This is a genomic window from Arthrobacter sp. 05T47 (assembly GCF_056395825.1).
Genome location: NZ_JBFTKG010000003.1, coordinates 257,094 through 281,472, shown reverse-complemented (window position 1 = coordinate 281,472; position 24,379 = coordinate 257,094). Strand labels below are relative to the sequence as shown.

Here is a 24,379-nt window from a genome sequence, read left to right as displayed (position 1 = left end):
GGGAGGACTAAACTCGTTCCCAGCCCATCCACCACAATGCGAGGAGCACCCATGCGCGCCACCATCATCCACGGTCCCGGCGACATCCGAGTCGAAGACCGCGACTACCCCACCATCCAGCTGCCCACCGACGTCGTCGTGAAGGTCACCGCCGCCTGCGTCTGCGGCTCGGATCTGTGGCCGTACCGCGGGGTCAAGCCGACCCACAAGCCGTCGGCGATCGGGCACGAGTTCATCGGTACCGTTGAAAGCATCGGCGAGGACATCACAGACCTTGCCGTGGGCGACCTCGTGATCGCTCCGTTCGTGGTCAGCTGCGGCGCGTGCCCCCAGTGCCTGGACGGCGTTACGGTCGCCTGCGACCACCTGGCCGGCTGGGGCGGTAAGGATGACACCGGCCTGGCTATCGACGGCGGCCAGGGCCAGGCCGTCCGCGTGCCGCTCGCCGAGTCCACGCTGGTCAAGGTCCCGGGCGTCACCGACCCGGACGACGCCCTCCGCGCCAGCCTGCTCACGCTCTCCGACGTCATGGCCACCGGCCACCACGCGGCCCTCGCGGCCAAGGCCGGCCCCGGCCGCACGGTGGTCGTGGTGGGCGACGGCGCCGTCGGGCTCTGCGGCGTGCTGGCCGCCAAGCGCCTCGGCGCGGAGCGGATCATCGCCATGTCGCGGCACGCCGACCGCCAGGCGATCGCCCGCGAATTCGGGGCAACGGACATCGTCGCCGAACGCGGGGACGAAGGCGTCGCCAAGGTCCGCGAACTGCTCGGCGGCGTCCTGGCCGACTCGGTGCTGGAGTGCGTGGGGACCAAGGAATCCATGGAGCAGGCCCTCCACAGTGTCCGTCCCGGCGGCGCCCTGGGTTTTGTGGGCGTCCCCACCGGCGGCGCCGAGGCCCCGCTGCGCTTCCTGTTCGACACGAACATCTCGATCGGCGGCGGCATGGCCCCGGCCCGGACCTACATCCCGGAACTGCTGGCGGACGTGCTGGACGGCACCATCAATCCGGGCCGGGTATTCGACTCGGTCATGCCCCTTGAAGAGGCGCCCGAGGCCTACCGCGCCATGGACGAGAGGCGCGCCATCAAGGTCCTGCTGACCCCGTAGCAGGACCCTCGACGGCGGCGGCGCCGGTTGCTGCGCCGCCGCTTGTCCCTGCCTTACAGGTGCCTCTTCCACCTGCCCTTGCGCCCGCCCTTGCACGGTCAAGGACGAGGGTCTAGCGTGAAGCGCATCAGCATCCGCCGCCGTCGAGGAGCCGTCATGGCCAGGTTTGTGCAGATCATCGAATTTCAGACCTCCCGCATCGAGGAGATTGAAGAACTCGGCCGGCCCTCCAGAACGGAGGGAAGCACGGCCCCCACGTTCGGCCGCATCTTTGCTACCGCGGACCGCGACCGCCCCGGCACCTACCTCACGATCGTTGAATTCGAGTCCTACGAGTCGGCCATGGAGAACTCCAACCGGCCCGAGACCTCCGAGTTCGCCGCGAAGATGGCCGCCCTGTGCGACGGGCCGCCGGTCTTCCGCAACCTCGATGTCATGTGGGAGGACACCGGCGGGGACGACGCCGGCCAGTAGGCCTGCAGTATCGCCCGGTACAGGTGGCCGCGCCGGCCCGGAAGCCGAACAGGCGCCGCACCGGACACGCGACCGGGGACCGGACCGGCCGCGGCTTGGAATCTTGGCTAACTTGGCTGATTGACGTGGCTTGAATACGCGGCCTAGGCATGCGGACGGGACGTGGGAGCAGGGATATGGGTTCTGCAGAGGGCAGGGCACCGGAAAGCCTCGTCGTGGATCTTAGCGAACTGGGATCCGCTCCCCTGCCGCTCGTGGGCGGCAAGGCCCTGAACCTCGGCAGGCTCACGGCGGCCGGATTCCCGGTGCCGCGCGGCTTCTGCCTCACCACGGCCGCCTACCGGAAGGCTGCCCCGGCAGAACTGAACGCACTGGCCGCACGTCTGGACGCCGCACAGCAGGAAGCACCGCAATCACCAGAAAATGGCAGCCCAGGCCACACGGGCTTGGACCCCGGAACCGATCTGGGCGAACTGGCCAGGCAGGCTCGGGAAATGATCGTGACCGCGCCTATTCCCGCCGATGTCGACGCCGCGCTCCGCGCCGCGTATGCCGGGCTGGGCCGCAGGGCCACCGTGGCGGTCAGGTCCTCCGCCACTGCCGAGGACCTGCCCTTCGCCAGCTTCGCCGGGCAACAGGATTCCTTCCTCAACATCTCCGGGGCCGACGCCGTGGTCGAGTCGGCCCGGCGCTGCTGGGCCTCACTGTGGACCGAACGGGCCGTGGCTTACCGCTCCGCGAACGGGATCAGCCACGGCGACGCCGGGCTCGCCGTCGTCGTCCAGGACTACATCGGCGCCACCACAGCCGGCGTGCTGTTCACGGCCAACCCCGTGACGGGCACGCGGACCGAAACGGTCATCGATGCGAGCGCCGGTCCGGGCCTGGCAGTGGTCTCCGGCAGCGTCAACCCGGACCATTTCGTCGCGGACACGGCCACCGGACGCGTCCTGCTCCGCTCACTGCATGGGACCGCAGGAAGGCGGCGTCCGAGCCTGGACGACGCCCGGATCCGCGAACTCACGGCCCTGGGCGAGACCATCCAGCGGCTGTTCGGCGCACCCCAGGATGTGGAATGGGTGATCGACGGCGCGGGCAAGATCTGGGTGACACAATCGCGGCCCATCACCACGCTGTATCCGCTGCCGGACCCGGCAGCCGCGGAACCCCTCGGCGCCGAGTCGGGGGCCGCCGTCGAACCCCGCGTGTACCTGTGCGGCAGCCTGCTCCAGGGCCTGACCCGGCCGCTGACCCCCATGGGGCTCTCCGCGCTGGGCTCCATGCGAAACCGCAACGGGCCATGGCAGTACGTCAACCCGGGACTGCGCATGTACGTGGACGTGACGGCCATGGTGCGCAGCAAGTACGGCCGCCGCTACCTGCTGCGGATACTCCCGCTCGCTGACGGGAGGTCGGGCGCGGTTTTCCCGGCGCTCCTGGAGGATCCGCGGTTCGGCGTGCGCGAGCGGCGGCCGAGGCGGGCACGACCCGGCGCAGCCGCGAGCAGGACACTCCGAAAGCCGGGAGCGGACAGCCCCGCGGCACGGAAGCCCGCAGCGCGCGGACCCAGCGCACTGGGAGGCCTGGGCCTGACGGTCCGGCTGGTTCCATCCATGGTGAGGGCCGCCGTGCGGCCGGCCGCCGAACTGCGCCACGCCTTCGACTACGGAAAGCAGCTCGAAGCCGAGCTCGCCCTTCCCGAGCCGGCCACCGCCTTCGGCCGGCTCGACCATACCCAGCGCATCCTGGACCAAACCGTGGACGGGCTGATCACGGCGACACTGCCCGGGCCGTCCGTGGGCTACCTCCTGCTGGCCGGGGCCCGCAGGCTGCTGCGCGGCATCGCCGAACCGAGGGAACTCGAGGCTGTTCTGCGGGGGCTGCCCAACAACGTCACCACCGAGATGGACCTTGAACTCTGGCAGCTGGCCGTCACGATCCGCTCGAATGATGCGTCCCGTGAGGCGTTCCTGGCCCACGGCCCGAAAGAGCTCGCCGGCATGTACGCGGCCGGCACGCTGCCCGGGGTGGCACAGACTGGCCTGCACGGGTTCCTGGAGCGCTATGGCCACCGCGCCGTGGCGGAGATCGACCTCGGCATGCCGCGGTGGTCGGAGAAACCGGACCACATCCTCGGCATGCTCTCGAACTATCTGCACGTGGAGGACCCCGAGCAGGCCCCCGACCGGCAGTTCGCCCGCGCCGAGGAACATGCCGAGGCCAGGATCCGCACCCTGGTGGAACGGACCCGGGCCCGGAGCCATTTCCGCGCCCGGCTGGTGGAATTCTGCCTGCACCGGACCCGGCAGTTGTCCGGGCTGCGCGAACTGCCCAAGTTCTACATCGTCCTCGCGCTGGCGGAGATGCACCGCCAATTCAACGCGATCGGCACCGAACTGGCCCGCTCCGGTGCGATCGCCGCTGCGGACGATGTGTATTTCCTGGAAGCCGACGAGGTCCGCGTGGGTTTGCGGGGCGCCAATCTCCAGGGCATCGTCACGGACCGCCGCCGGCTCTACGACGTCGAACTGCGCCGACGCCGGATTCCCCGGCTCCTGCTCTCCGACGGAACGGACGTGGAGGCCGCCGTCATGGCCAAGTCCCCCGCTTCAGGCGCCCTCACCGGGACACCGGCGTCGGCAGGCACCGCCACCGGAACGGTCCGGGTCATCCTGGATCCGGTGGGAGCCCGCCTCGAGCCCGGGGAAATCCTTGTGGCACCCTCCACCGACCCGGGCTGGACACCGCTGTTCATGACCGCCGGCGCCCTGGTGATGGAAATGGGCGGGGTGATCTCGCACGGCGCCGTGGTGGCCCGCGAATACGGCATCCCGGCCGTCGTGGGCGTGCCGGACGCGACCACCCGGCTGCGGACCGGCCAGCGGGTGACCGTGGACGGATCCGCCGGAACGGTGCGGCACGTGGACGCCCCGCTCCCTGCGGCAACCGCCGGCAGCCTGGCCGGCTGACCCGACGAAGGGGCTATGTTAAGTTCATGGTGTCTGCTGGCAGCAACCCACACGGCACGCCCCACCCAGAGCCAGAGCGTTTCGGTTCGGGGCTGGTGGATGGCGCCGCCCGCCGGGACGCCGCATTGCCCGACTTCGACTGGTCCCTCCTCCCCGACGGCGTGGTGCGGGGGGAGTTCGAGGCGCCCAGCGGCACCCTGGCGACCATTGCCACCGGAGATCCCGGGAATCCGCGCGTCGTGCTCATCCCGGGCGCCACCGGTTCCAAGGAAGACTTCGTCCTGATGCTGCCCGAACTCGCCGCGGCCGGATATTTTGCGCTCAGCTGCGACATTGCCGGACAGTATGAATCCGCCCGGGCCGGGCCCGAAAACCTCGTTCCACCGCGGTGCCGCTACGACTACGAGCTCTTCCGCGACGACCTCCTGGCCATGCTGGACGCCGCGGAAGGCTCGGCGCACGTCGTGGGCTACTCCTTCGCCGCAACCGTCGCCCAACTGGCCTTCAGGCAACGGCCGGAGAAGTTCCTGAGCCTGACCCTGATCAGTTGCCCGCCGGAGCCCGGGCAGTGTTTCCGCGGGCTACGGTTCATCGGCTGGTTCAGCGGCTTGGTCAACAGCAGGGTCGGCACCGCCCTGATGATTTGGGGCATCCGGAGCAACGTGGCCAGGGTGGCGCCCCAGCGGCTGCGGTTTGTGAGAAGCCGGTTCGCGTTCACGCGCCGCTCCTCGGTGGTGGACATCATCGGCCTCATGAAGCACACCCCGGATCTGCGCCGGGTCCTGGCCGCGGCGACGGTGCCGAAGTTCGTCGCCGTCGGCGAACATGACCTCTGGCCCCTGCCACTGCACCGCCACTTCGCGCAGTCGATCGGGGCACGGATAGCGGTCTACCGCGGCGGCCACAGCCCCAGCGAGACGTCGCCATACCAGATCAGCCGGGACCTGATTGCGCTGTTCGAAGCCTCGGCTTCGGCATGACGAATGCAAACTACCGAGACGAAGACCCGCATTAGACCCTTGCACCGCGGCCCGTCGCACCGTACGTTGGGGACAGCGGACGAATGTCTCCGCAGCCGTTGGCCTCATGGCCGCCGGAGATCAGCAGCATTTCAGAAGGATAAAGGCATGGCTACAGGCACAGTTAAATGGTTCAACGCCGAAAAGGGTTTTGGCTTCATTGCCCCGGATGACGGGTCGGCCGACGTTTTCGCCCACTACTCGGCAATCGCCACCAGCGGCTACCGCTCGCTGGACGAGAACCAGAAGGTTGAATTCGACGTCACGCAGGGCCCGAAGGGCCCGCAGGCTGAGAACATCCGCCCGCTCTAAGTACTCAGGATTTGCCCCGGCCGCCCGGCCGGGACACTTTCCCCGAAGACCACAACGCCCCTCCGGAGGACTCCTCCGGAGGGGCGTTTGTGTTCCCGGGCGCTGGTGTTCCCGGGCGCTGGTGTTCCATGGCCTGCGCGTTCCCGGCAGGGTCAGCCGACGTGGACCCAGGGGCGGCGTGTGACGTCCGGTTCGGCCTCGCGCAGGACTTCCCGGGTCACCGGGGCGATCTCGCCCTCGCCGAAGGCCAGGAACCGCAGGAGGTTGGTGAACGGGTTTCCCTCGGTCCAGCGGAAGTAGATGTGCGGCATCAGGCCGGTGACGTCGCGGATGTGCAGCAGCACGGAGGCGATCGTGTTCGGCACCACGGGCCCGTGGACCTCCAGGACCTGATACCCGTGCCGGACCACCCCGCGGACCTCGAGTGCGGTCTCGAAGTCCGAGGAATCATCCACCACGACTTCGAGGAACAGCGCCTGGAAATCCACCGGGAGATGGCTGACCTCGATGGCGGAAGTGAGCTTGTCCCGGTACGCCTCGGCGGTGAGCCGCAGCGGCTCGTGGGCGATGATCGCGATGGGTCCGGTCTCGTTCGCGGCCAGGAATTCCAGGGCCGGCGTATCCATCCGCACGTGCGTGGCGTGGAGCTCGAAGGAGCGCCGGAGGCGCGAAAGCAGCGAGATCACGATGATCCCGAGGATGAAGAACGCCGCGATCCGGATGCCTTCGGGCCGCTCGAAGATGTTGGCCACCGTGGTGTAGATGAACACGACGGCGATGACGCCGAACCCGATGCTGCGCTTGCGCTGCCGCCGGCTCCGCGCGGACAAGGTCACCGCGACCGCCGCCGAGGTCATCAGGACCAGGACGCCGGTGGCATAGGCGCCGCCCTGGGCGTCGACGTCGGCGTCGAACAGCCAGGTGATCATGAACCCCACGAGTGTGAAGACCAGGACCAGCGGCCGCACGGCGCGGGCCCATGAAGGGGCCATGCCGTACCTGGGCAGGTAGCGCGGCACGAGGTTCAGGAGCCCGGCCATGGCGGAAGCGCCGGCGAACCACAGGATCGCAATGGTGCTCAGGTCATAGACGGTGCCGAAGCCGTTGCCGAGGTATTCGTGGGCGAGGTATGCCAGGGCACGCCCGTTCGCCGGGCCGCCGGGCTGGAAGTCCTGCGCCGGGATGAGCACCACCGTGGTGAAGCTCGTGGTGACAAGGAATGCGCTCATGATGACGGCGGCCGTGGTCAGCAGGCGGCGGGCGCCCTGGATCCGGCCCGCGGGGTTCTCCTCGGTGTCCGTGGCGCGGCCGCGGATTTGCGGCATGACGGCGACGCCGGTCTCGAACCCCGAGAGGCCCAGGGCCAGTTTCGGGAACACCAGCAGCGCGATCCCCACGACCATCAGCGGGCTGCCGTGTTGGGTGGTCAAGGCCACCCACCAGTCATCCACGGCAACGGGATGGGTGAACGTTTCGAAGAGGGTCGTGATCACGACAACGACATTCAGGCCCAGGTAGATGCCGACTAGGACGACCGCGACGCCGATCGCTTCCTTGAAGCCGCGCAGGAACACCGCTGCCAGCAGCGCCAGCAGGAACAACGTCACCGCGACGTTCTGGCCCTGCATCCAGGCGGGGGCGAACGGGTTCTCAATCGCGTGCGCCGTCGCGTCGGCGGCGGAAAGCGTCATGGTGATCATGAAGTCCGTGGCGGCGAACCCGAGGAGCACCAGGACCAGCAGTTTCCCGCCCCAGCGCGGCAACAGCCGCTCCAGCATGGCGATGGAGCCTTCGCCGCGCGGACTTTCCCCGGCCACCCGGCGGTACACCGGCAGCGCGCCCAGCAGGGTCACGGCAACCAGCACCAGGGTGGCCAGCGGGGAGATCACGCCGGCCGCGAGCGCGGCGATGGCGGGCTGGTAGCCGAGGGTGGAGAAGTAGTCCACGCCGGTGAGGCACATGACCTGCCACCACGTGTGCTTTTTCAGGTGGCTGTCACTCACGGCCCCGGGGCCCTGATGGACTCCCTTGGCATCCTGGAGGCCGAACAGCAGCCAGTTCCTGAAGTGCTCTCCTGCGCCGGGCCTCGGCGCCGACGGGTCTGCCGGGGGCCGGCTGAGGGTGGTCATGATGTCCTTTCCACGCGGCGCACAGCACCGCTTCCATCCGGGACAGTACCAGCGCCCGCAACCTCTGCAGCCCTCCGGCGGGCAATCCTGATGCTTCCTTAACGCGGCTGCTTAACGCGGCTGCGCGGGGCCCGTCCGGGCCGGGGTTCGGGTATGCCCCAGCCCGCGGCGGGGCAGCGCTAAGGCCGCGTCAAGATCCGGGCCATAACCATCAAAGAAGCGTTAAAACCGGCGCTTCGCGCCTTTGGCGGGGTTTGACTGGTGCTGTCCCCCGCAGCGGGGTACCGAGGAAAGGAACGCGCAATGGCCGACATGGCTGTGATCGGGATCTTCATGGCTTCCATGGGGTTCGTGATGTGGATAGGGCAACTGCTCCCCCGAATGGTCGGCGGGACCGGCGAACGTCGGGAGGGAAGGCAGTGAACGCCGACGCACTCATGTGGCTGGCACTGCTGCTCGCCGGGCTGGGCCTGCTCGGCTATCTGGTGGCAGCCCTGATCCAACCCGGGAAGTGGTGAGCCGGGCATGACGTTCAACACCGCCTCCTTCCTCCTCCAGCTCGGGGCCCTGGTCCTTGCCCTCGCCGCCGTCCACAAACCGCTGGGCCTCTACCTTGCCCGCGTCTATGAATCCACCACGTCCACCCGGGCGGAGCGGATCCTTTACCGCCTGTCCGGTGTCGACGCAGGCACCGAACAGACGTGGTCCGTGTACCTGCGCAGCGTCCTGGTCTTTTCGGCTGTGTCGATCCTGGCCGTCTTCGGGCTCCAGCGCGCCCAGGCCGTCCTGCCCGGGGCCGGGGCCCTGCCCGGCGTCGACCCGTGGGTGGCCATGAACACCGCCATCTCCTTTGTCACCAACACCAACTGGCAGGCGTACGTCCCCGAAACGACCGTCGGCATTTTCGTGCAGATGGCGCTGCTGGCCGTGCAGAACTTCCTCTCCGCCGCCGTCGGCATGGTCGTCGCGGTCGCCCTGATCCGCGGCATCGCCAGGACCCGCACCGACCGGCTGGGGAACTTCTGGGTGGACCTCGCCCGGACCACTTTCCGGGTCCTGCTGCCCCTGGCATTCGTGGCGGCCATCCTGATGGTCCTCGGCGGCGTGGTCCAGAACTTCTGGCCAACCGAGGTCACCAACCAGGCCACCGGTGTCTCCCAGCTCATTCCCGGCGGCCCCGTGGCCTCCCAGGAAGCCATCAAGATCCTGGGAACCAACGGCGGCGGCTACTTCAACGCCAACTCCGCCCACCCCTTTGAAAACCCCAACGCCGTCATCAGCCTGTTCCAGGTGTTCCTGCTCCTGCTCATCCCGTCGGCGCTGCCGTACACCTTCGGCCGCATGGTCGGCGACCGCCGCCAGGGCTTCACGGTGGTCGCCGTCATGGGCACGCTGTGGCTCATGTCGACGACGATGACCGGCTGGGCGGTCGCCGGCGCACAGGGTGCCGCCACCGCTGCCGCGGGCGGGCTGGGCGAAGGCTTCGAACAGCGTTTCGGCGGCGCTCCGAGCGCGATCTTCGCAGCGTCGACCACCCTGACCTCCACCGGCGCCGTCAACGTCGCCCACGATTCGTTGCCCCCGCTGGCCGGCGGTATGGCCATGGTGAACATGATGCTTGGCGAAGTTGCCCCCGGCGGGACCGGCTCGGGGCTGTACGGCATCCTGGTCCTCGCGATCATTTCGGTGTTCATCGCGGGCCTGATGGTGGGGCGCACCCCCGAATACCTGGGCAAGAAGATCGGGCCCACGGAAATGACGCTTGCCGCCATGTACATCCTGGTCACCCCGGTGCTGGTGCTCGCCCTCGCCGGAGTCACGGTGCTGCTGCCTGACGTCATGGCCAATGCCCCGGCCTCCGGACCGCATCAGTTCAGCGAAGTGCTGTACGCCTTCACATCGGGGGCCAACAACAACGGCTCCGCGTTCGGCGGGATCACCAGCTCCGGCCCATACCTTTCATCCCTGCTGGGCGTGGCCATGCTGCTGGGCCGCTTCCTGCCGATCGCGCTGGTCCTGGCCCTTGCCGGCTCGCTGGCCCGGCAGGGCAAAGTCCCCGTTTCCTCCGGCACCGTGCCAACCCACGGACCGCTGTTCGCGGCCCTGTTGCTCGGCGTCACCGTCATCCTGACAGCACTGAGCTACTTCCCGGCGCTGGCACTTGGCCCCCTCGCAGAAGGACTCCTCCAATGACCCCGACCCCTTCGAAAACCGCCGCCACGTTGGTTGACGGCAACCTGCTCGGCACCCCGGGCGAGCACAAGCACCACACCAAGGCCCCCGCGAAACTGACCGCTGCCAGCGTGGCCACGGCCCTGCCGCTGGCCCTGAAGAAGCTTGCCCCGCGGCAGATGGTCCACTCCCCGGTCATGTTCGTCGTCGAAGCCGGGGCGCTGCTCTGCACCATCATCTGCGTGTTCCGTCCCTCCGTTTTCAGCGTCGCCGTCACTGTCTGGCTGTGGCTCACGGTGCTGTTCGGCACGCTGTCCGAGGCCATCGCCGAAGGCCGCGGCAAGGCACAGGCCGACAGCCTGCGCGCCAGCCGGGAAGGCGTCATGGCGCGGCTCCGGCAGGCCGACAGGTCCTTCAAGGATGTCCCGGGCACGGAGCTGCGCGTCGGTGACGTGGTGGTCTGCGAGGCGGGCGACGTCATCCCCTCCGACGGTGAAATCATCGACGGCGTCGCCAGTGTGGACGAATCCACGATCACGGGCGAATCCGCGCCCGTGATCCGCGAATCCGGCGGCGACAGGTCGTCCGTGACCGGCGGAACCAGGGTCCTCTCGGACCGGATCCTCATCCGGATCACCGCCGCCCCCGGCGAGACATTCGTGGACCGGATGATCAAGCTCGTGGAAGGCGCGGTACGCCAGAAGACCCCGAATGAGATCGCCCTGCACGTGTTGCTGGTCTCTCTCACCATCGTCTTCCTGGCCGTGACCATGTCGCTCGCGCCATTCGCGTCCCTCGCCGGGGCCACGCCGTCGCCGATCGTGCTGGTCGCTCTTCTCGTCTGCCTGATCCCGACCACCATCGGGGCCCTGGTCCCGGCCATCGGCATCGCCGGCATGGACCGCCTGGTGCAGCACAACGTGCTGGCAACCTCAGGCAGGGCGGTGGAAACTGCCGGCGACATCACCACCCTCCTGCTCGACAAGACCGGGACCATCACCTTCGGCAACCGCCGGGCCGTTGACTTCCTCCCGGCGGACGGCACGGAACCCGCTGCCCTTGCCGAGGCGGCGTGGCTGTCCAGCCTGGCCGATGAAACACCGGAGGGCCGGTCGATCACCGACCTCGCCGCCAGCCGCGGGCTGGCCGGACCCAGCCTCGCGCAGCTGCAGGCGCGCGCGGGAGTCTTCGAAGTGGTCGAGTTCAGCGCGAGCACCCGCATGAGCGGGCTGGACACCGATGCCCGGCAGATCCGCAAGGGCGCTGCGTCGGCGGTGTCGGCCTTCGTGGCAGACCGCGGCGGATCCACGCCGGCCGACATGCTCCGGCACGTCGACGCCATCGCCGCACAGGGCGGCACCCCGCTGCTTGTGGCCCGGGCCGGCTCCGACGGCGCGGAAGTCCTTGGCGCGATCCACCTGGCCGACGTCGTCAAGCCAGGCATGCACGCACGTTTCGCCGAGCTGCGGAAGATGGGGATCCGGACCGTCATGATTACCGGAGACAACGCCATTACGGCCGCCACAATCGCCGCCGAGGCCGGGGTGGACGATTTCCTGGCCGAGGCGACGCCGGAAGACAAGCTCGCGGTCATCAAACGGGAACAGTCCCAGGGCCGCCTGGTCGCAATGACCGGTGACGGCACCAACGATGCCCCCGCCCTCGCGGCGGCGGACGTCGGCGTCGCGATGAACTCCGGCACCCCCGCGGCCAAGGAAGCAGCCAACATGGTGGACCTCGACTCCGATCCGACCAAACTGATCGACGTCGTCGGGATCGGCAAGCAGCTGCTCATCACCCGCGGTGCCCTCACCACTTTTTCGGTGGCGAACGACGTCGCGAAGTACTTCGCCATTGTCCCGGCCCTGTTCACGGGGGTATTCCCCGGGCTGGGGCTGCTGAACATCATGGGCCTGGCCTCGCCGTCCTCGGCGATCCTCTCCGCCGTGGTCTTCAACGCCCTCATCATCATCGCGCTGGTGCCCCTGGCGCTCCGCGGCGTGAAATACCGCCCGGTTTCGGCCAACAAAGCCCTCGGCCGGAACCTGCTGATCTACGGCCTGGGCGGCCTTGTGGCGCCGTTCATCGGCATCAAGATCATTGACCTCGTCATCGCCCTCATCCCCGGAATCGGCTAGGAACTCCCCATGAATACACTCACCGGCTATCTCCGGCAGGCCGGGACTGCGCTGCGGTTCCTCGCGCTCGCCACCGTGGTCCTTGGCCTCTGCTATCCCCTGGCCGTCTTCGGCGCGGGCCAGCTGATCGCTCCGGCGCAGGCCAACGGCTCCATCATCAAGGACCCGGCCGGACACCCCGCCGCGTCCTCCCTGATCGCCCAGGCGCCGGCCGACGACGCCGGCGCCCAGGACCCGCGCTGGTTCCATGCCCGGCCCTCCGCCGTAAAGTGGGACCCTGCGTCGTCCTCGGCCAGCAACCTTGGCCCCAACGACTCCAAACTGGCGGAGGCGATCGCGGCCAACCGCGCAGCCGTCGCACAGGCAGAATCTGTCCCCGAAGCAGAGGTCCCGGCCGACGCCGTCACCGCCAGCGGTTCCGGACTGGACCCGGACATCTCCCCGGCCTACGCCCGCCTCCAGGTCCCACGTGTGGCCGCCGCACACGGCCTCAGCACCGAGGCCGTGGCAGAGCTCGTGGCGCGGCAAACCAGTACCGGCCCCGCGGCATTCCTGGGGCAGCCCGCCGTGAACGTGACCGCGCTGAACCTGGCAGTTGCCGCCGCGTCGCCCGTGTCCGCCTCCAAGTGACAGAATGACGACATGGCACGTGGAACGCTGCGGATCTTCCTGGGGGCCGCGCCCGGAGTGGGCAAAACCTACGAGATGCTGGAGGAAGCCCACAGACTCGGTGAGCGGGGCGACGACGTTGCCGTCGCCTTCGCGCTGGACCACGGCCGTGCCGACACGAGGGCCCTCATGGCGGGCCTGGAGGTCATTGCGCCCCGGGCGCTGAGCTACCGGGGCGCGGACTTCGAGGAAATGGACGTGGACGCAGTCCTGGCCCGCGCCCCCGAAACCGCGGTGGTGGACGAATACGCCCACTCGAACGTCCCGGGCAGCCGCAACCAGAAGCGCTGGCAGGACGTGGACGAACTCCTCACCGCCGGGATCAATGTCCTCTCCACTGTCAATATCCAGCATCTGGCGTCCCTCGGCGACGTCGTCAGCGCCATCACAGATGTCCGGCAGGCAGAGACGGTCCCGGACGAGGTCGTGCGGCGCGCCGACCAGATCGATCTGGTCGATATCCCGCCCGAGCTGTTGCGCCAACGGCTCAGCGACGGAAAAATCTACGCCGCGGACAAGATCGACGCGGCCCTCTCCAACTACTTCCGGCTCGGCAACCTCAGCGCGCTGCGCGAGCTCGCCTTGCTGTGGCTGGCCGACCGGGTGGACGAGGGCCTGGCGAAGTACCGGGCCGAGCACGGGATCCAGGACAGCTGGCCCGCCCGCGAGCGCATCGTCGTGGGCCTGACCGGCGGACCTGAGGGCGAGGCGCTCATCCGGCGCGGGGCGCGCATCCTGACCCGCGTCAGCGGCGGGGACCTCCTGGCAGTGCATGTGCGCGCCGCCGATGGTGTCGCCTCGGAGTCGCCGCAGGCGCTGGAACGGCAACGGCGGCTGGTCCAGGACCTGGGCGGCAGCTACCACGTCGTGGCCGGAGAGGACCCGGCCACCGCCCTGCTGGACTTCGCCCGCAGCGTCAACGCCACCCAAATCGTGGTCGGCATCTCCCGGCACAAAAACATCGTCAGCCTGCTGGGCAGCCTGCTGGGCGGCCTCCTGGGCGGCGGTGTTGGCACCCGGGTGGTGCGCGGCTCCGGGGACATCGATGTCCACATGGTCTCGCATCCGCTCGGCGGCCAGGGCACGGGCGTGCCGCGCCCCCGCGATCTGGGCAGGGCCAGGGTTGCCGTGGGTTTCATCCTGGCCGTGCTCGTGCCTGCGGTCCTGCAACTGCTGCTCTCCATCGTGAATCCGGACCACAGCCTGGCCACCGCCATGCTGGTCCAGCTCAGCGGCTCCGTGGCCGTCGCCCTGGTGGGCGGCCTGTGGCCTGCAGTCCTGGCCGCTCTGTGGAGCAGCCTGCTGGTGAACTACTTCTCCACTCCCCCGCTGGGCAACCTGACCATCAGCGACGCGCAGAACTTCCTGGCGCTGTTCGTCTTCCTCGGGGTGTCGGCGGCCGTGGCCGTGGTGGTGGACCTGTCCGCCCGCCGTTCGAAGGAGGCCGCCCGGGCCAGGGCCGAGGCCACCACCCTCAGTGACCTCACCCGTGGGGCGGCCGGCTCGGACGATACTGTCCAGGCGTTGCTCGAGCAGGCCAGGACAGTCTTCCAGGTCCGCGGGACGGCCCTGTTCGGCCAGGCGGCCGACGGCGAGGGAGACTGGCGGCTCCTGGCCTCCGCCGGCGAGGTCCCGGCCGACGGCCACCGCCCGGACGGCCAACGCCAAGATGGTCAAGGTCAAGATGGTCAAGGTCAAGATGGTCAAGGTCCCGACGGCGAGAACATCGAGGACATCGACTCCACCACCCGGCTGGTCCTCTACGGCCGGATCCTGCCGGCCAGCGACCGGCGGCTCCTCGCCGCGTTCGGCGTGCACGTGGCCGCACAGCTGGAGCGCCAGCAGCTCGTGGCCAGCCGGCGCGAAATGATGCGCCTGGCCGAGAGCAACACCATGCGCACCTCCATCCTCCGCGCGGTCTCCCACGATCTCCGGACCCCGCTGGCCGGGATCAAGCTCGCCGTCGGCGGCCTCCGGCAGCCCGGGGCCCGCTATTCCCCACAGGAGGAGCAGGAGCTGCTGGCCACGATCGAGGAATGCTCCGACCGGCTCGACCTGTTGGTCGGCAACCTGCTGGACATGTCCCGCATCACCTCGGACTCGGCCAGCCCCCAGCTGCGTCCCCTCCGCTGGTACGAAGTCATCCCGGGCGCCCTGCACGGCGTCCCGCCGGGCCGGGTGCGCGTGGAGCTTCCCGCCAACATGCCCGAGATCGACGCCGACCAGGGCATGCTGGAGCGGGTCGTCGCGAACATTGTCGAAAACGCAGTCAAGTACGCACCCGACTCCGACATCGTGGTGGCGGGAACCGCCGGCGGGCTGAGCCAGGCGACGCTCGCCGGGCGCCCGGCCGGCGAGCTGCGCATCATCGACCACGGCCGCGGCGTCCCGGCGGAGCGGGTGCTGGACATGTTCCGCCCGTTCCAGCGCCTCGACGACGCCGCCCAGGCCGCCGGCGTCGGGCTCGGCCTTGCGGTGGCGAAGGGTTTCACCGAGGCGATGGGCGGACGCCTGACGGCTGAGCCGACGCCGGGCGGCGGCCTGACCATGGTCATCACGCTCCCGCTCTCCAGCGGCGAACCCTTCGACGCCCAAACGGGCCAGGCCCCGCTGGAACCGCAATCGGCACTGACCGGCCGCCACCATGGACGCCCGATGCCGCCGTCCCCAGCATCGTCCCCGGCACCGTCGCCGTCGGCGGCCGGGCGGGACGCGCCATGACCGCCGTCCTGGTGGTCGACGACGATCCGCATCTGTTGCGGGCACTGCGCATCACTCTGCAGGGCCACGGCTACGACGTTTCCGCGGCGGCGGACGGCCGGTCCGCGCTGCTCAAGGCCAGGCAGGAGCCGCCGTCGGTGGTGATCCTGGACCTGGGCTTGCCGGATCTGGACGGCACGGCGGTGATCCGGGAGCTGCGCGCATTCAGCAGCGTTCCCGTCCTGGTGCTGTCCGCCCGCCACGGCTCCGAGGACAAAGTCCAGGCCCTCGACGCCGGCGCGGACGACTACATCACCAAACCCTTTGGCCTGGATGAACTCCTGGCCCGGCTCCGCGCGCTGCTGCGCCGCACCACGGAACCGGAACACGAGGCCGTGGTCAGCACGGAGAACTTCACGGTGGATCTGGGAAAGCGCCGGGTGGTCCGGGACGGACACGACGTCCGGCTGACCCCCACGGAGTGGAAAATGTTGGACGTGCTGGTCCGGAATCCGGAAAAGCTGATCACGCAGCAGCGGTTGCTCTCCGAGGTCTGGGGGCCGGCGTACGCGAAGGAGACGAACTACCTGCGGGTCTACATGGCCCAGCTGAGGCGCAAGCTGGAACCGGACACGGCCAACCCCCGCCACCTGCTCACCGAGGCCGGAATCGGCTACCGGTTCATGCCCTGACAGTTTTTCCGGCAGCTTCGCCTGTTGGTTTTCCGATGCCGTGACCGGCAATGGATACTGGGGCAATGACTAATTGCAGCCCGCTCAGCAGGGACGATGCCGATCCGTCGCCACTGCCTGAGATCCCGGCGCAGCTGCGGGCCGTCCTCAACGGGATACCGGCCCTCGTGGGCTACTGGGACAACGAACTGCGCAACCGCCTGGCCAACGACGCCTACTGCGAGTGGTTCGGGTTCGAACCCCAGCAGCTCAATGGCTTGCATGTCCGGGACGTGATCGGGGATGTGGCCTTCGAAACGACCCGGCCGCTCATCGAGCGGGTGCTCGCCGGAGAGGCGCAGCAGTTTGAGCGGACCCTCGTGGATTCTGAAGGCGAGTCGCGCCACACCCAGGTCACGTACACCCCCGATGCCCGCGATGGCGCGGTACAGGGCTACTTCGTCGTGATCACCGACATCACCGAACGGGTGCTGGCCGACCGGCGCCGGCAACGGGACATGGACCGGTACCGGGCGCTGGCGCGCAGCGTTCCCGGCGTCTTCGTACTCCTCTTCGACGCCGAGCTGCGCTACCTGATCGCCGAGGGCCAGGAGCTGGAGACCTTCGGCTACCGCAGGGAAGAGCTCGAAGGCCAGCGCATCCAGGACGTGCTCAAGGGCGACCTCGCCAGCGAGCTCGAGCCCCGCTACCGTGCGGCCCTGGCCGGCCGCGAGGTCTCCTGGAGCCGGCAGATCGGCCACCGCACATACCGGCTGAAGGCCGGCCCGGTCTATTCCGACGACGACGGCGCCGCGGCCGGCATGGTGGTGGCGGTCGACGTCACCGAGCGCCTGCAGCAACAGCAGGTGTGGCAGGCCCTGCACGAATTGGCGACCGAAGTCGCCCGCAACGCAGCCCCCGAGGCCATCTCGGAGCGGGTCGCCGCGATCGTCCGGGAGCTGTTCAACGTCGATTCGGCCGCCGTCGTTCGTTTCACCGGCGCGTCCTCGGCGGAAATCGTTGCGATGGCCCCGACGCTCCCGCCGACGCTGAGCCGGCGGCAGATCTTCGCCCCGACAGACGAATCCGCCACCGTCCGGGTGGCCGTGACCGGCAAACCGGCCCTCGTCGTTTACGGGGCGGAGGGCGGACCGGCAGCGGAGCAGATGCGCGCCGGCGGCTTCCAGTCCGCCGCGGCGGCGCCGATCCGCGTCCGCGGCGGCCTGTGGGGCGCGGTGACCCTGACCTCGAAGTCGCGCACCGGGGTCACGGAAGCCATGATGGAGCGGTTGGCCCAGTTCGCGGAGCTCGTCGAAATCGCCATCGGCAACACGGAGGCCCGGACGGACCTGGAGCAGCAGGCCACGACCGATGCCCTGAGCGGCCTGCCCAACCGGCGGTCCCTGGAACGGCACCTCGCCGAACAGATTGCGCTGGCCGGTAGCCGCGGGACTTACCTGAGCGCGATCGTCCTGGATATCGACCACTTCAAGCGGATCAACGACACTTACGGCCACCTGATGGGCGACGTCGTCCTGGCGGAGGTCGCCGCGCGGCTCCGGACGGTCGCCCGCACGAAGGAGATCGTGGCCCGGTTTGGCGGCGAGGAGTTCGTGTGGCTGCTCCCGGGGACCGACGGCGCCGAGGCCCTGCTCGCCGCCGAACGTGCCCGGAAGGCCATCGCGTCCGAGCCGTTCGGCGAGGTCGGTTACCTGACGATCTCGGCCGGGGTCTGCGAGCAGCGCGACGCCGAGGCCGGCTCCCTCCTGGACTGTGCGGACCGGGCCCTGTACGAGGCCAAAAACGGTGGCCGCAACCGCACGTCCCGGTACGGCCACCCCACCGCCGCCGCCCGGGAACAGGCGCCCGGCGCCGCTGACGCGCGGGAAGCCCAGACCACGCGGGGAGCCTAGACGAAGGCGGACTTTCCCGTCACGGCCCGGGCCACGATCAGTGAATTGATTTCGTAGCTGCCCTCGTAGGTGTAGAGGATTTCGGCGTCGCCGAAGAGCTTGCCCATCTCGTAGTCGCTGCTGATGCCGTTGCCGCCCATGAGGGACCGGCCCATCGCCACCGAGGCGCGCGCCAGCCGCGTGGTGGTGGATTTGGCCATGGCGGCCTGGACCATCTCGAGCTTGCCGTCCTCCTGGATTCTCGCCAGCTGGGCCATCAGGGCCAGGGACGCGGTCGCGTTGCCCAGGATCTCGGCGAGCTGCTGCTGGATGAGCTGGAAGCGTGCCAGTTCCTTGCCGAACTGGCGGCGCCGCAGCGAATAGGCGCGCGCGACGTCGAACGCGGCCAGCTGGATGCCGGCGCCCTGCCAGCCCACCCAGGCCCGCGAGTCGCGCAGGAGCTCGTTGGCCTTGGAGAAGTCGGTGGCGCCGGGCAGCAGGTTGGCCGCCGGGATGCGGACCTCGTCGAGGACAATGTCGGCGTTCTGCATGATGCGCAGGCCGATCTTATTGGCGATCTTCGTTGCTGTGTAGCCGGGACGGTCGGTCTCGACGATGAAGCCCTTGATGTGCTGGTCGGCGACGTCCCGGGCCCACACGAGGGCAAAGTCCGCGATGGTGCCGGCGCCGATCCACCGCTTGGCACCGTTGATGACCCATTCGCCGTCCTCCAGCCGGGCGGTGGTTTCCAGGCCGCCTGCGATGTCCGAGCCGTGGTCCGGCTCAGTCAACGCGAAGGCTCCGAGCTGGGTGAACGCGGTGAGGCCCGGGAGCCAGCGTGCCTTCTGCTCCTCCGAGCCCAGCTCATCGATCATGCCGACGATCAGCTCGTTGTGGATGCCCACGAGCGCCGAGAGGGATACGTCGGCGCGGGCCACCTCGACGTACATGAGCCCCTTGAAGAGCTTGGACGTGCCGTCGGTCTGCAGCCCGCCCAGGCCGTATTTGCCGAGTTCCGCGAGCAGGCCGAAGGGAAATTCCTCGCGGTTCCAGTAGTCGATCGACGCGGCCCGGACCCGGGACTGCAGGAACTCCCGGACCTCCTGGTAGCGGAGCTGTTCCTCCGGCGGCAGCAGGTCCACGATGTACATGAGGTCGGCGTCCGGAAACGGCGGCGGCGCCGGGTCCGCCGGTGTTGCAGCTGATGCGGTGTCTGCTACGGCTGTGTTTGATTCCGTTAGCACTGGCGCTCCGCCGGCACGTCCTTGTGGCTGCACGGGCACGTATCCCTTCCTCATGCGCTGTCCGCAGAGCAGCGCCGCTCTTCCAAACCCTTGGATGTCCTAGTATATTGCACAGTGACGGGGATCACTAGGCAGGCGCCCGCCGGGCCGGCGGGATCCCAGGCAACGGCGCCGGCGCCGGATTTTCCGGAAGGGCTGCGCCAGAGGACTTCGAAAGGTGCACCATGACCGTGACTGAAGAATTCCGGGCCGCGCGGGACCGGCTGCTGGCCCTCCGTGGGGATTACGAGGCCGCCCGCAGCGAGTTCCAGTGGCCGCGCTTCGAGGAATTCAACTTTGCGCTGGACTGGTTCGACCAGCTCGCGGCAGACCCGGCCAAGGCGGACAAGCCGGCGCTGGTGATCGTCGAACAGGACGGATCCGCCACCCGGCGCAGCTTCGCGGACCTTTCCCGGCGCTCCTCCCAGGTGGCCAACTGGCTGCGCGGCCAGGGCGTGCGGCGCGGGGACCGGATGATCATCATGCTCGGCAACCAGGTGGAGCTCTGGGAACTCATGCTGGCCGGCATCAAGCTGGGCATCGTCATGATCCCCACCACCACCCTGATGGGCCCCGCCGACCTCCAGGACCGGGTGGAGCGCGGCAGCGCGGCCTGGGCCGCCGTCGGAAGTGCCAACATCGCCAAGTTCGCCGACGTCGCGGGTGACTACAGGCTGATTGAAATCGGCACGGGCGCGGCCAATCCGGCCGGGAATCCCGCAGGGGCCCCGGACTCGCTGCAGTATGCGGCCGCTGCCGCCGCCGGCGTGGACTTCACCCCGGACGCCCCCACCCTGGCCGATGAGACCCTCCTGCTCTACTTCACCTCCGGCACCACGTCCAAGGCCAAACTCGTGGAACACACGCACACCTCCTACCCGGTGGGGCACCTCTCCACCATGTTCTGGATCGGGATGGAACCGGGCGACGTGCACCTGAACGTGGCATCGCCGGGCTGGGCCAAGCACGCCTGGTCCAACGTGTTCACGCCCTGGATCGCCGAGGCCTGCGTGTTCATCTACAACTACGAACGCTTCGACGCACGGGCGCTCATGGAACAGATGGACCGCGAATCCGTGACCAGCTTCTGCGCCCCGCCCACGGTCTGGCGGATGCTCATCCAGGCCGATCTCACCCTGCTAAAGAACCCGCCCACCAAGGTGGTGTCCGCCGGCGAACCGCTCAACGCCGAGGTGATCGACCAGGTCCACCGCGCCTGGGGCCAGACCATCCGCGACGGCTTCGGCCAGACCGAATCAACCGTGCAGATCGCCAACACCCCGGGCCAGCCGATCAAGATCGGCGCCATGGGCAAGCCGCTGCCCGGCTATGACGTGGTGCTCGTGGATCCCGCCACCGGCGAGGAGGCCGACGACGGCGAGCTCTGCCTGCGCCTGGACCCCCGCCCCGTGGGGCTCATGAAGGCGTACTACGGCGACCCGGACAAGACGGCGGAGGCTTTCCGCGACGGCTATTACCACACGGGGGACATGGCGAGCCGGGACGAGCGCGGCATCATCACGTATGTGGGCCGCGGCGACGACGTCTTCAAGTCCTCCGACTACCGCCTCTCCCCCTTCGAGCTGGAGAGCGTGCTGATTGAACACCCGGCGGTGGCGGAGGCCGCCGTCGTCCCCTCCCCCGACCCGCTGAAGCTGTCAGTGCCGAAGGCGTTTGTGGTCCTGGCGGCCGGGCACCAGCCCGGCCCGGAGCTGGCCGAGGACATCCTGCGGTACTGCCGGGAGCACCTGGCACCGTTCAAGCGCATCCGACGGCTGGAGTTTGCCGAGCTTCCCAAGACGATCTCCGGCAAGATCCGGCGCGTGGAGCTGCGGCACAGCGAGGAACTGCGGCACGGCGGCGGACCCGTTCCCGAGGGCTTCGGCGTCGAGTACTCCGACTCCGATTTCCCCGGGCTCAAGGCTCAGGGTTGAGCATGGGAACACCTCTCCCGCGGGATCCGATCGCCGACGCCCGGCTGAACTGGGAGCGCCACGGCTGGTCCGACGTCGCTGCCCCGATGGCCGCCATCACTGCCATCATGCGGACCCAGCAGATACTGCTGGGCCGGATCGAGGCCGTCCTCAAGCCCTTTGGGCTGACCTTTGCCCGGTACGAGCTGCTGGCATTGCTCAGCTTCGCCCGCAGCGGGGCACTGCCCATGAACAAGGCGAGCGCACTGCTCCAGGTCCACCCCACCTCGGTCACCAATGCCGTGGACCGGCTCCAGGACGCCGGGCTGGTGGTCCGCTCGCCGCATCCCACGGACGGCCGGACCACCCTGATCGAGCTCACGCCGGACGGGCGCGCCCTGGCCAAGCGGGCGACGGCGGTGCTCAACTCCGAGGTCTTCGGCCAGTCCGGCTTCGGCGACCAGGAGCGCTCGAGCCCGGCCAGCTCGACGGGCTCGAGCGCCCTCGACTCTGGCTGGAGCTACGGCATCGGCGCCGAAGTGCCCCCTGGACACGGCAGGTCCGGGGACGGGGGGACTTTGGGCACTGGCCGCCATCGGCTGATCCTCCGACCATGAAGACGACAGGATTCATACAGGGGCCACATCCGCCCCTCCATGACACGAGCCCAATGCAGAAACTGATGCTCCCCCAGAAATCAGGTCAAGACTGTGGATGAAACGAATGCAAACGAGAAGGTAGTCAACCGGCTGATCAGTTGTATCAATGACCGTCAGGTTGCGGTCATGGACGAGTTGTTTCATGACGACGCGGTCATGCACTGGCCACAATCCGGAGAACTCGTGCGCGGCGCCGAGAACCGGAGGGGAATCTACAATGCCTTCCCACAGCTGCCAACCATCACCCCGCGCCGGCTGACCAGCGGCGGGGAGCTGGTAGTCGCCGAGGCGTTGTTGGACTACGGCGGCCCACAGTACGAAACGGTGTTCATCTTTGAATTTCGCGAGGGCAAAATAGCCAAGGAGACGGCCTACTGGAGCGAGGCATTCGACCCACCAGAGTGGCGTGCCCAATGGGTTGAAAAAACCTAGACAGAAAATCCGTGTCCGGTGCCCAGAGTCTGGCCGCCATGGCACCGCGGAACGTCAAGGCCGCATGCAGGTATCAGGCCGGCCGGACAACGTCCCGTGCTGGCCCTCGTCGAGGCCAACGAATGGCCCGTACTGCGGCAGCCGCCCGGCTGGGACCACCGGGTTGCCGGTGTGTCAGCGCGGGGCGTCGGGGTGGATGCTGCGGGTTTCGCCGCGCTCATGCCGGGAGCGCAGCCAACTGGGGCGGTAGATCTTCGGCAGCACCTTCGCCGCGGCCAGGGCCGCGTACATGACGGTATTGATCGCGACGAAGGTCGCCAGGATGGCGAACCACTCCGTGTTCAGGAGGGTCTGCGGGAAGAGAAGGCCCGTGGGGACGGGCACGCCGGTGAGGCTCATGCTGACTCCTTGACAGTGTCGGCGGCAGGGGTGTGGGTGACGTGTTTCCAGTTCGCGGTCCGGCCCAGCGAAATGTCGATGATGCCCTTGACGTAGACCATGTTCAGGAACATGTCGAAGAAAAGTTCGGGGAAGAGGGTCAGGGCCAGGATCCGGGCCCGCCAGCCGCCCTTCCAGACCGTGGCAACGCGTTCGATCATGAACACCCCGCCAAGGCCCAGCCAGAACGGGAACCAGACCCACACGTCCAGGGAGAAGACCATGAGGAAGATCAGCAGCAGGTAGGCGCTGAGGGCGATCACGCCGTAGCCGATTCCCAGCTGCTGCACCCAATAGCGCGTGGTCTGGGCCGTGACGCCGTAGGCGCCGATGTTCTCCAGCGCCCCCCGCTGCCACCGCAGCCGCTGGGACCACAGCGTGGACCAAGTGGGCATGAGTTCGGTAACCACGGTGCACGCCGTCGGGGAGATCATCAGGGCGCCGAGGGACTTGAGCGCGATGGTCAGCTCGTTGTCCTCGGTCAGCGCCGCTGTGTCGTAAACGTCGCCCTTCGTCCCGGGAATCGACTCGCCGCGCTGCTCCGCGATGGTGCGCAGGGCCACCGGCCGGAAGAGCGACGCGGTACCGGTCAGCACGAACACCCTCCCCCGCCGGCGCTTGATCTCCCTGCCATAGCGGAGGTATTCGTTGCGCTGGAACTGGCCGAGGACACCATGGCCCTCCTCGCCGTAGAACAGGCCGCCCACCGCCATCAGGGCCCGGTCATCCACGAAGCGCCTCACGGCGGCGTCGAGGAAGCCGTCGTCGAGCGCGGTGTCGGCGTCCATGACCATCACCACGTCATTGGCCCCGAGGGAGGGGAGAATCCGGGTGAGCACCTGGTTGAGCGCGCCTGCCTTCTTCTTCGTGTTGCCGACCGATTCATAGAGCTCGACGCCGGCGTCGCGGGCAATCTGCACGGTGCTGTCGGTGCAATTGTCCGCCACGACGATGATCCGCTCGGGGCTGTGGGACTGCGCCCGCAGCGAGGCGATCGTGGAAGGCAGCGAGACTTCCTCGTTGTGGGCCGGGATTAGCACCGTGACGGTGACCGGCCCCGCATAGAGTCCGCGCGTGGCCTCCATCACGATCTTTGGGGCCAGCGGGGCGATCCGCACATTCGCCGACCTCCGTGACCGGGTGCTGATCCGGCGCTCCAGCAGCGCGACGCCGGCGGCCAGGAGCACAGCCAGCGCAACCGCCGCGCCAAGGATCCGGGCCTCAGGAGCGTTCGTGCTGTAGAGCAGGTTCCACACACCGAGGACGACGTCGTGCGGCGGGCCCTCCACTTGGGCGTGGCCGCCCGCGGCGACGGCGGCCCACAGGAGCGCCGCGGCCGTGCCGGCGATCACTGCGATGACCAGTCCTACTGTCCGGTGAAGTTGTCCTCTGCCCATCGACC

19 protein-coding genes are annotated in these 24,379 nt (G+C 68.7%); 15 read left to right on the top strand and 4 right to left on the bottom strand.

Features of this window, described 5'->3' with window-relative positions:
• The first annotated feature begins 51 nt into the window (after window positions 1–51).
• From AC1DEY_RS05080 to AC1DEY_RS05060, 5 genes are all read left to right on the top strand, one after another.
• The gene (locus AC1DEY_RS05080) at window positions 52–1,107 is read left to right on the top strand and encodes a zinc-dependent alcohol dehydrogenase family protein (RefSeq protein WP_476867023.1); all 1,056 of its coding nucleotides are present in this window, start codon (window positions 52–54) and stop codon (window positions 1,105–1,107) included.
• Window positions 1,108–1,224: 117 nt separating this feature from the next.
• A complete protein-coding gene (locus AC1DEY_RS05075; RefSeq protein WP_441408108.1) occupies window positions 1,225–1,581 on the top strand; it encodes a hypothetical protein in 357 nt (118 codons plus the stop codon).
• 176 nt (window positions 1,582–1,757) lie between these two features.
• Window positions 1,758–4,550: a PEP/pyruvate-binding domain-containing protein gene (locus AC1DEY_RS05070; protein ID WP_476867022.1), complete on the top strand. Its 2,793-nt coding sequence runs from the start codon at window positions 1,758–1,760 to the stop codon at window positions 4,548–4,550.
• Window positions 4,551–4,576: 26 nt separating this feature from the next.
• Window positions 4,577–5,530, top strand: a complete 954-nt coding sequence (locus AC1DEY_RS05065; RefSeq protein ID WP_476867021.1) for an alpha/beta fold hydrolase — start codon at window positions 4,577–4,579, stop codon at window positions 5,528–5,530.
• A gap of 147 nt (window positions 5,531–5,677) precedes the next feature.
• Window positions 5,678–5,881 carry a cold-shock protein gene (locus tag AC1DEY_RS05060; RefSeq protein WP_009357211.1) on the top strand — a complete coding sequence of 68 codons (204 nt, stop codon included), beginning with the start codon at window positions 5,678–5,680 and terminating at the stop codon, window positions 5,879–5,881.
• A gap of 152 nt (window positions 5,882–6,033) precedes the next feature.
• On the opposite strand, the gene AC1DEY_RS05055 is transcribed toward AC1DEY_RS05060, so the two are convergent.
• Window positions 6,034–8,010 carry an APC family permease gene (locus AC1DEY_RS05055; protein ID WP_476867020.1) on the bottom strand — a complete coding sequence of 659 codons (1,977 nt, stop codon included), beginning with the start codon at window positions 8,008–8,010 and terminating at the stop codon, window positions 6,034–6,036.
• Between the two features lie 419 nt (window positions 8,011–8,429).
• On the opposite strand from AC1DEY_RS05055, the gene AC1DEY_RS05050 reads away from it, so the two are divergent.
• The 7 genes from AC1DEY_RS05050 to AC1DEY_RS05020 all read left to right on the top strand — a co-directional run bounded on the left by AC1DEY_RS05050 (window position 8,430) and on the right by AC1DEY_RS05020 (window position 18,273).
• Window positions 8,430–8,528: a potassium-transporting ATPase subunit F gene (locus AC1DEY_RS05050; protein ID WP_441408112.1), complete on the top strand. Its 99-nt coding sequence runs from the start codon at window positions 8,430–8,432 to the stop codon at window positions 8,526–8,528.
• A gap of 7 nt (window positions 8,529–8,535) precedes the next feature.
• Window positions 8,536–10,203, top strand: coding sequence for a potassium-transporting ATPase subunit KdpA (kdpA, locus tag AC1DEY_RS05045; protein ID WP_476867019.1), 1,668 nt, complete (start codon window positions 8,536–8,538; stop codon window positions 10,201–10,203).
• Window positions 10,200–12,320 carry a potassium-transporting ATPase subunit KdpB gene (gene kdpB, locus AC1DEY_RS05040; protein ID WP_476867018.1) on the top strand — a complete coding sequence of 707 codons (2,121 nt, stop codon included), beginning with the start codon at window positions 10,200–10,202 and terminating at the stop codon, window positions 12,318–12,320. Before kdpA ends, kdpB begins: the two co-directional genes overlap by 4 nt.
• Before the next feature lie 9 nt (window positions 12,321–12,329).
• Window positions 12,330–12,950 carry a K(+)-transporting ATPase subunit C gene (kdpC, locus tag AC1DEY_RS05035; RefSeq protein ID WP_476867017.1) on the top strand — a complete coding sequence of 207 codons (621 nt, stop codon included), beginning with the start codon at window positions 12,330–12,332 and terminating at the stop codon, window positions 12,948–12,950.
• A gap of 12 nt (window positions 12,951–12,962) precedes the next feature.
• On the top strand, window positions 12,963–15,710 hold the full coding sequence (locus AC1DEY_RS05030; protein ID WP_476867016.1) for a DUF4118 domain-containing protein: 2,748 nt from the start codon (window positions 12,963–12,965) through the stop codon (window positions 15,708–15,710).
• The gene (locus tag AC1DEY_RS05025; protein ID WP_441408117.1) at window positions 15,707–16,381 is read left to right on the top strand and encodes a response regulator; all 675 of its coding nucleotides are present in this window, start codon (window positions 15,707–15,709) and stop codon (window positions 16,379–16,381) included. Before AC1DEY_RS05030 ends, AC1DEY_RS05025 begins: the two co-directional genes overlap by 4 nt.
• A 65-nt stretch (window positions 16,382–16,446) precedes the next feature.
• Window positions 16,447–18,273: a sensor domain-containing diguanylate cyclase gene (locus AC1DEY_RS05020; protein ID WP_476867015.1), complete on the top strand. Its 1,827-nt coding sequence runs from the start codon at window positions 16,447–16,449 to the stop codon at window positions 18,271–18,273.
• On the opposite strand, the gene AC1DEY_RS05015 is transcribed toward AC1DEY_RS05020, so the two are convergent.
• The gene (locus AC1DEY_RS05015) at window positions 18,270–19,403 is read right to left on the bottom strand and encodes an acyl-CoA dehydrogenase family protein (protein WP_476867083.1); all 1,134 of its coding nucleotides are present in this window, start codon (window positions 19,401–19,403) and stop codon (window positions 18,270–18,272) included. The two genes, AC1DEY_RS05020 and AC1DEY_RS05015, sit on opposite strands and share 4 nt — an antisense overlap.
• A gap of 317 nt (window positions 19,404–19,720) precedes the next feature.
• Between AC1DEY_RS05015 and AC1DEY_RS05010 the strand changes: the two genes are divergently transcribed.
• The 3 genes from AC1DEY_RS05010 to AC1DEY_RS05000 all read left to right on the top strand — a co-directional run bounded on the left by AC1DEY_RS05010 (window position 19,721) and on the right by AC1DEY_RS05000 (window position 22,539).
• A complete protein-coding gene (locus AC1DEY_RS05010) occupies window positions 19,721–21,469 on the top strand; it encodes an AMP-binding protein (protein ID WP_476867014.1) in 1,749 nt (582 codons plus the stop codon).
• Window positions 21,470–21,471: 2 nt separating this feature from the next.
• Window positions 21,472–22,065 carry a MarR family winged helix-turn-helix transcriptional regulator gene (locus AC1DEY_RS05005; protein ID WP_476867013.1) on the top strand — a complete coding sequence of 198 codons (594 nt, stop codon included), beginning with the start codon at window positions 21,472–21,474 and terminating at the stop codon, window positions 22,063–22,065.
• A gap of 93 nt (window positions 22,066–22,158) precedes the next feature.
• On the top strand, window positions 22,159–22,539 hold the full coding sequence (locus AC1DEY_RS05000) for a nuclear transport factor 2 family protein (protein ID WP_476867012.1): 381 nt from the start codon (window positions 22,159–22,161) through the stop codon (window positions 22,537–22,539).
• A 174-nt stretch (window positions 22,540–22,713) separates the two neighbouring features.
• On the opposite strand, the gene AC1DEY_RS04995 is transcribed toward AC1DEY_RS05000, so the two are convergent.
• Together AC1DEY_RS04995 and AC1DEY_RS04990 are read right to left on the bottom strand one after the other, a co-directional pair.
• Window positions 22,714–22,938 (bottom strand): hypothetical protein, encoded by a 225-nt coding sequence (locus tag AC1DEY_RS04995; protein ID WP_476867011.1) that lies wholly within the window; start codon window positions 22,936–22,938, stop codon window positions 22,714–22,716.
• The gene (locus AC1DEY_RS04990; RefSeq protein ID WP_476867010.1) at window positions 22,935–24,374 is read right to left on the bottom strand and encodes a glycosyltransferase family 2 protein; all 1,440 of its coding nucleotides are present in this window, start codon (window positions 24,372–24,374) and stop codon (window positions 22,935–22,937) included. The genes AC1DEY_RS04995 and AC1DEY_RS04990 overlap by 4 nt, the downstream gene beginning before the upstream one ends.
• Window positions 24,375–24,379 lie beyond the last annotated feature (5 nt).

Excerpts from the sequence above, each read along its gene's own strand:
- AC1DEY_RS05080 (WP_476867023.1), top strand. The coding sequence starts at position 52 with ATGCGCGCCACCATCATCCACGGTCCCGGCGACATCCGAGTCGAAGAC.
- AC1DEY_RS05070 (WP_476867022.1), top strand. The coding sequence starts at position 1,758 with ATGGGTTCTGCAGAGGGCAGGGCACCGGAAAGCCTCGTCGTGGATCTT.
- AC1DEY_RS05065 (WP_476867021.1), top strand. The coding sequence starts at position 4,577 with ATGGTGTCTGCTGGCAGCAACCCACACGGCACGCCCCACCCAGAGCCA.
- AC1DEY_RS05060 (WP_009357211.1), top strand. The coding sequence starts at position 5,678 with ATGGCTACAGGCACAGTTAAATGGTTCAACGCCGAAAAGGGTTTTGGC.
- AC1DEY_RS05055 (WP_476867020.1), bottom strand. The coding sequence starts at position 8,010 with ATGACCACCCTCAGCCGGCCCCCGGCAGACCCGTCGGCGCCGAGGCCC.
- kdpA (WP_476867019.1), top strand. The coding sequence starts at position 8,536 with ATGACGTTCAACACCGCCTCCTTCCTCCTCCAGCTCGGGGCCCTGGTC.
- kdpB (WP_476867018.1), top strand. The coding sequence starts at position 10,200 with ATGACCCCGACCCCTTCGAAAACCGCCGCCACGTTGGTTGACGGCAAC.
- kdpC (WP_476867017.1), top strand. The coding sequence starts at position 12,330 with ATGAATACACTCACCGGCTATCTCCGGCAGGCCGGGACTGCGCTGCGG.
- AC1DEY_RS05030 (WP_476867016.1), top strand. The coding sequence starts at position 12,963 with ATGGCACGTGGAACGCTGCGGATCTTCCTGGGGGCCGCGCCCGGAGTG.
- AC1DEY_RS05025 (WP_441408117.1), top strand. The coding sequence starts at position 15,707 with ATGACCGCCGTCCTGGTGGTCGACGACGATCCGCATCTGTTGCGGGCA.
- AC1DEY_RS05020 (WP_476867015.1), top strand. The coding sequence starts at position 16,447 with ATGACTAATTGCAGCCCGCTCAGCAGGGACGATGCCGATCCGTCGCCA.
- AC1DEY_RS05015 (WP_476867083.1), bottom strand. The coding sequence starts at position 19,403 with ATGTACATCGTGGACCTGCTGCCGCCGGAGGAACAGCTCCGCTACCAG.
- AC1DEY_RS05010 (WP_476867014.1), top strand. The coding sequence starts at position 19,721 with ATGACCGTGACTGAAGAATTCCGGGCCGCGCGGGACCGGCTGCTGGCC.
- AC1DEY_RS05005 (WP_476867013.1), top strand. The coding sequence starts at position 21,472 with ATGGGAACACCTCTCCCGCGGGATCCGATCGCCGACGCCCGGCTGAAC.
- AC1DEY_RS04995 (WP_476867011.1), bottom strand. The coding sequence starts at position 22,938 with ATGAGCCTCACCGGCGTGCCCGTCCCCACGGGCCTTCTCTTCCCGCAG.
- AC1DEY_RS04990 (WP_476867010.1), bottom strand. The coding sequence starts at position 24,374 with ATGGGCAGAGGACAACTTCACCGGACAGTAGGACTGGTCATCGCAGTG.